The organism is Microcystis sp. LE18-22.4A (assembly GCF_027531105.1).
In the GTDB taxonomy this organism is placed as follows: Bacteria; Cyanobacteriota; Cyanobacteriia; order Cyanobacteriales; family Microcystaceae; genus Microcystis; species Microcystis aeruginosa.
In genome coordinates, this window is the sequence record NZ_JAPZRB010000025.1 from 1 (window position 1) to 5,377 (window position 5,377).

General features: G+C 41.1%; 4 protein-coding genes and 1 pseudogene. 2 read left to right on the forward strand and 3 right to left on the reverse strand.

Translation table 11 applies throughout. From position 1 onward, the window contains the following. The first annotated feature begins 55 nt into the window (after positions 1-55). Both O9295_RS00960 and O9295_RS00965 read left to right on the forward strand, forming a co-directional pair. Positions 56-1,240 carry a type I restriction enzyme endonuclease domain-containing protein gene (locus tag O9295_RS00960; protein WP_288031013.1) on the forward strand — a complete coding sequence of 395 codons (1,185 nt, stop codon included), beginning with the start codon at positions 56-58 and terminating at the stop codon, positions 1,238-1,240. Positions 1,241-1,272: 32 nt separating this feature from the next. Beyond that, the gene (locus O9295_RS00965; protein WP_103111393.1) at positions 1,273-1,956 is read left to right on the forward strand and encodes a M48 family metallopeptidase; all 684 of its coding nucleotides are present in this window, start codon (positions 1,273-1,275) and stop codon (positions 1,954-1,956) included. Positions 1,957-2,083: 127 nt separating this feature from the next. On the opposite strand, the pseudogene O9295_RS00970 reads toward O9295_RS00965, so the two are convergent. From O9295_RS00970 to O9295_RS00980, 3 genes and pseudogenes are all read right to left on the reverse strand, one after another. Next, positions 2,084-3,426 (reverse strand): annotated as a pseudogene (locus O9295_RS00970) (2-succinylbenzoate--CoA ligase). Further along, on the reverse strand, positions 3,402-4,367 hold the full coding sequence (locus O9295_RS00975) for an o-succinylbenzoate synthase (RefSeq protein ID WP_288031019.1): 966 nt from the start codon (positions 4,365-4,367) through the stop codon (positions 3,402-3,404). The pseudogene O9295_RS00970 and the gene O9295_RS00975 overlap by 25 nt, the downstream one beginning before the upstream one ends. Positions 4,368-4,722: 355 nt before the next feature. Continuing rightward, a partial coding sequence (locus O9295_RS00980) for a hypothetical protein (protein ID WP_288031022.1) occupies positions 4,723-5,377 on the reverse strand: 655 nt, incomplete at its 5' end.

The following is a 5,377-nucleotide window of genomic DNA, read 5'->3' on the forward strand; positions in this document are numbered from 1 at the left end:
GTGTCAGTCTGTAGAGCGACCATAAGACCAGAACAGAGTAAATCTGTTAAGGCAGGTGCGAAAAATCCTTCGGGAAAGAAGCAGAAACCTAAATCGTGAGGTTTGGGAATCACCGTCCGTTTACGGCGGTGAGGATGTCAACCAGGCCCACAACCTCTTACAGGCGGTCGCCCGTGTCAACCGAGTCGGCGGTGCGAACAAGGATAAAGGCTTTGTCGTGGACTATGTGGGCATCGGCCACCACCTGAAGCGAGCCATTGATAACTACGACGAGCGAGAGCAGCAAGAAATCGAGGAAACCTTAAGTTTTCCCGAGGACGAGATCCGTCAGCTTGAGGATGACCACCGCAAAATCATCGCACTCTTGAAGCAACATGGACTCACCGACCTGAACGATCAAGATGCCTTTTTCGACCTCTTCTATGACGAGGATGTGCGATTCGAGTTCATGCTGGCCTTCAAGAAGCTGACCCGCAGCCTTAACTTGGTCTATCCCGCCAAGGAGGCCTTGAACTATATGAGAGACTACCAATCTCTCACCGCAGTGAATATACTAGCGGGGAAGCACTTCCGCGACGAGCGCCTGAGTATGAAGGGAATCCCACCCAAGCTGCGGGCCCTGACCGACCAGTACCTGCAATCAAGGGGAATTGACGAGAAAGTTAAACCGATCTCGATCTTGGACAAGGACTTTGAGAGTCATGTCCAGAAACACCAGCGAGTCAAAACAAAGGCCGCCGCAATCGAACACGCTCTCCGCCACTATATCGAGATCGATCTGGTGGACGATCCCGAACTGCAAGCCTCCTTTTCTGAAGCACTGAGAGCCATCTTCGAGGAGTTTAAAGACAATTGGGACAAGATTTACCAAGAACTGGAAAAACTACGCCAGAAGGCGAGAGAAGCAAAAAATGAGCCTACCTACGGACTGGACAGGAAAAAGCAGCTGCCCTTCTTTCGGATGTTCAAACGGGAGTGTTTTGGAGAAGCGGCATTAACTGACGATATGGTTTCTCAGATGGTCGCTCTCACTCAACAGGTATTTACCGTTGTTGAGCAGGAGTTACAATTAACTAGCTTTTGGGAGAGCATTCCCGCTCGCAAGAAACTTAGGGCAGAGATTCAAAAAGTGTTACTCTCTCCCGACTTTTTCCAAATTCCCAATCTTATGGACAATCGAGAACAGATTATCTCGCGGGTGATGGAAATAGCAGAGAAAAATAACGACCGAATTTTTTAGGCTGAATCGAGTAAAATTGAGCGACTTTTAATATGAAACTTGACTATAAAATCATTTATTCTTCCAGTCGTAAGACCCTGACCATTACCGTGGAACGTGATCGATCGATCGTCGTCAGAGCGCCTACTGGTACTCATCCCGATAAGATCCAGCAAATAGTAGAGTCACGCAAGCAGTGGCTCTATGAAAAAATTCACCACGAGCAAAAGTATCGAGTCCCACTTCATCCTCCGGGTAAGGAACTGGTTAATGGCGAGTCGCTTCTTTATTTAGGGCGCTACTATCGTTTAGAATTGGTTGATGATCAGACAGAGATAAAGTTTATTAACAATCGCTTTCGAGTACCAAAGGCACTAACAGAGAATGGTGGCGAGATTTTTCAAGATTGGTATATTCAGAAGGCAAAAGAGAAGATACTTCCTCGTGTCAACCTTTATGCTAAAAAGCTTGGTGTCAGGTTTAATCAGGCTAAAATTACCGACAGCAAATATCGCTGGGGTTCTTGTACACCCCAAGACAATGTTAACTTTAACTGGCGATTGATCAAAGCCCCGATGTTCGTAATTGATTATGTGGTAGTTCATGAGTTAGCGCATCTGATTGAATCGAACCACACTCCACGATTTTGGCACATTATTAAGTCGCAAATTGCTACTATGGAACAGGCCAAGCAATGGCTTAAAGAACACGGTCAGATGTTGGAACAGTCACTATAATTTTGGAAAATAAACCTAATTTAAATCTGCTGGGATTAGCACCCATAGCCATTTTACCCGATTATATCGTCTCGGAGTCTCCCCAAAAGGAAACCCTCATAACTCACCATTAAGATAACTGCTATAATTATCGTCTGGGGTTTGACTCGGTGTCAAAAAAGTTTCAGCTAATTTAATTAAATTGGTTCGATTAATCTTACCTTGGGGACTTTTTGGTATCTCTGGTAATTTTATCCAATGTTTCGGCAGTTTATAATTGACTAATTTATCCTTAATCTGGGATTGAATAATTGTCTGGCCTATCTGAGAGTTAACGGGTACATAAAAAGCGACAATTATCTGTCCCCATTTGACATCTGGTAACCCTAAAACCACCACATCTTTAACTAAATTAGTTTGTCTAATGGCAGTTTCTACCTCAAAAGGATAAACATTTTCTCCTCCGGTAATTATTTTTTGACTATCGCGACCAATGATATATAAATAACCACTTTCATCCAAATAACCTAAGTCATCGGTCTCGAAGTAGCTTGCTTGATTAAGATGGGGATAATAGCCTAAAAATAAAGATTTTGCTTCAATAATAATTTTCTGGTTATCGGGATTAATTTTTATCTGAGCATGGGGTAATACCTGTCCATTACTATTATTGCTTCGTCGAAAATCTTCTGGTTTAAGGGTGACAATTTGTGAGGCAGTTTCCGTCATTCCATAGGTGGGAGACAGAGAAATATTATATTCTCTAGCTTTTTCTAGTAAAGATGGCCATGCAGGGGAACCTCCTAGTAAAACTGTTTTAAAATTGGCTAACCATTGAGGATCATTTTCTAGAAAAAATTGTAATTGACTGGGAACTAAGGAGATAAAATAATCTTGAAGATTGAGATTATTTACACGCTTTTCTTTGATTTTATGGTAAGGAATAACAGCAAAATCTCCCCCAGTTAAAAAACTTCTCAGAAACTGCATTAAACCACTAACATGATATAAGGGCAGTAGGCAAAAAGAGTTAACCTGCTTGACTTGAAAATATTCAGAAAAACCTTTGACAGAAGCAGTTAAAGTTAACCAGTTATGGATAGCAAAGCGAATTTTTCCCGAGGTTCCTCCCGTGGGTATCATCAGAGAATTAGTCAAAGGATTAACAGGAGGAGAATTATAGTTAAAAACCTTGATATTTTCGCCAAAAATATAATCGGGTTGCATCAGAGAGAAAACCTGTTCCCATTCGTTAGTTTTCCAGTCGGGATTAGCTAGAAATAGGCAACTTTTGACCCTGACGGCAGCCAAGAATATCGCTAAAAATTTAAGGGGATTGCCTTCAGCAAGCAGTATAGTTAATCGAGGATTATCTGCGGCGATAAATTGCTGAGAATAGGACTGATATAATTGATAAAATTTCTGGCTATTGTATCCATATAACCAATCTTTTTGACTGAGATATGCTAATTGTTTGCTGATGTCGTCCACAGTTTTTCTAACCAATCGGGGTCACTATTATTAAACCATTGTTGCACACCAAAACCTAAAGCTCGCTCCTTTTTGGGGTATTCTTGTGCTAGACGTAGAGCGGATTTTCTGCCGATATTAGTTTCTAAAACCGAGGAAAACACTAAATCTAAGGGATATTTTTCCCAGAGATGTCTTAACCCTTGGATTGAACCGGTAATAGCAGGTTTAATCACAAAAATTCCTCGCCATCCCCGTTGATAACATTCCTCTATTTGTCTAAGATTGGCCACCGATTCATCTAAAGCAATCCCCGTGGTAAAATCTTGACTTAATTGCAACATTTCTAACCATTGAGACGGAGGTAAAGGTTGTTCGATAAATTCAATTATTTTAGATTCATCGGCAATTTTTAACCAGATTTTACTGTCAGCCATACTTAATCCCCCATTGGCATCTAAACGCAATTTAATTTCCCTGGGTAATCGGTCAATTAATTGTTCAAATAAGTTTAACTCCTGCTTGAGAGAATTAACTGCAATTTTCCATTTGTAAGTATTAGTTTGATTAGCGGCTAAAATATCATCCAGACAGGGAAATACTGCCGCACCAGTGGGCAATAAATAACTATACTTTTTCGGTTCTAATTCTCTTGATTGATTTTCTATACTTAAATCTTCTAAAGCTGATTCAAAGGCAAATTGACAAGCGGGAAATTGTTCAGGAATAGAAAAAATTGAATTTATTGATAGGGGATTTTCGAGACTTTGACAGAATAATATTGCTGCCGATAATGTTTCTGAACCAAATTCAGGTAAAGGAGCAATTTCTCCCCATCCAATACGTCCATCTTCCGCTTCTAAGCGAATAATAATTCCTTCCCTAATTTGCCAGAGTCCGTGATGGGTTTGTAGGGGACGCAGCAAAGGACGCTGATAAACACGAAATTGCCAGAAATACATGATTAACTATAAGTAGTCGTGAAAAGCTTAACATGAGCAGGCGTTGGGTTTCATGCTTCAACCCAACCTACGTTCATCTTATATTTAATTCTACCCACTTAGATAGTGGGACAGGCTTCTGATTCTTTGTATTTTATCTTTAATTGTAACCAGCTACTTAGTCGATGATAGGTAGTGCGCTACTTCAATCATAGTCCATCACACAATCACAGTCGATGATAGGTAGTGCGTTACTTCAATCATAGTCCATCACACAATCACAGTCGATGATAGGTGGTGCGTTACGACGGATTGTCACCTTCCAGTCAAAGCAGCAATTTTGGCCGTCTAACGCACCCTACAAGCTGTATTAAGATTAAACTAATACAAGTATATCAGAGGCGGTAAGAGTGGGTTTAGAACTAAGAGTTGCAATTTGAATAGCTGCTAGTGTACCTGTCCCGTCCCCATCAAAGAATAATCCTCCAGTGATTGTATTATAAATAAAGCGATTGCTGGCATTTAATGCAGTTGTTCCTAACACAAATTGAGCAGATGTAATCGCAACTCCTGCGGCTAAACCACCGCCAAAACCCGCAGCAGAGACAGTAATTTTATCCCCCTGACTGGATAGGAAATCGGTAATTGTGTCAAGACCTTCATTGAGGTTGTTGAAGGTGAATTTATCGCCACCTGCACCCCCTGTTAGGGTATCATTACCAGTACCACCAACTAGAATATCATTGTCCAGAGTACCAGTGAGAATATCATCGTTTGATGACCCGATAATAGGTAAGGGATTACCAATCAGATTATCCCCGTTAAAGTCTTGTTGGAAGTTGGTTTCTTGAGTAAAAGCTTCCGGGGAATTTAATCCCCACCATCCGCTTGAAGATTGCCAATTCCAGTTATTATCTAAACTCCACAAGTGGAGATAATTACCATCGTTATATTTCCATAAAACTTGATTGACTCCGTTGACGGTTTCTGCTGCTAGAGTTTGCCAACCTGGATAGATATCGGTGGTAATC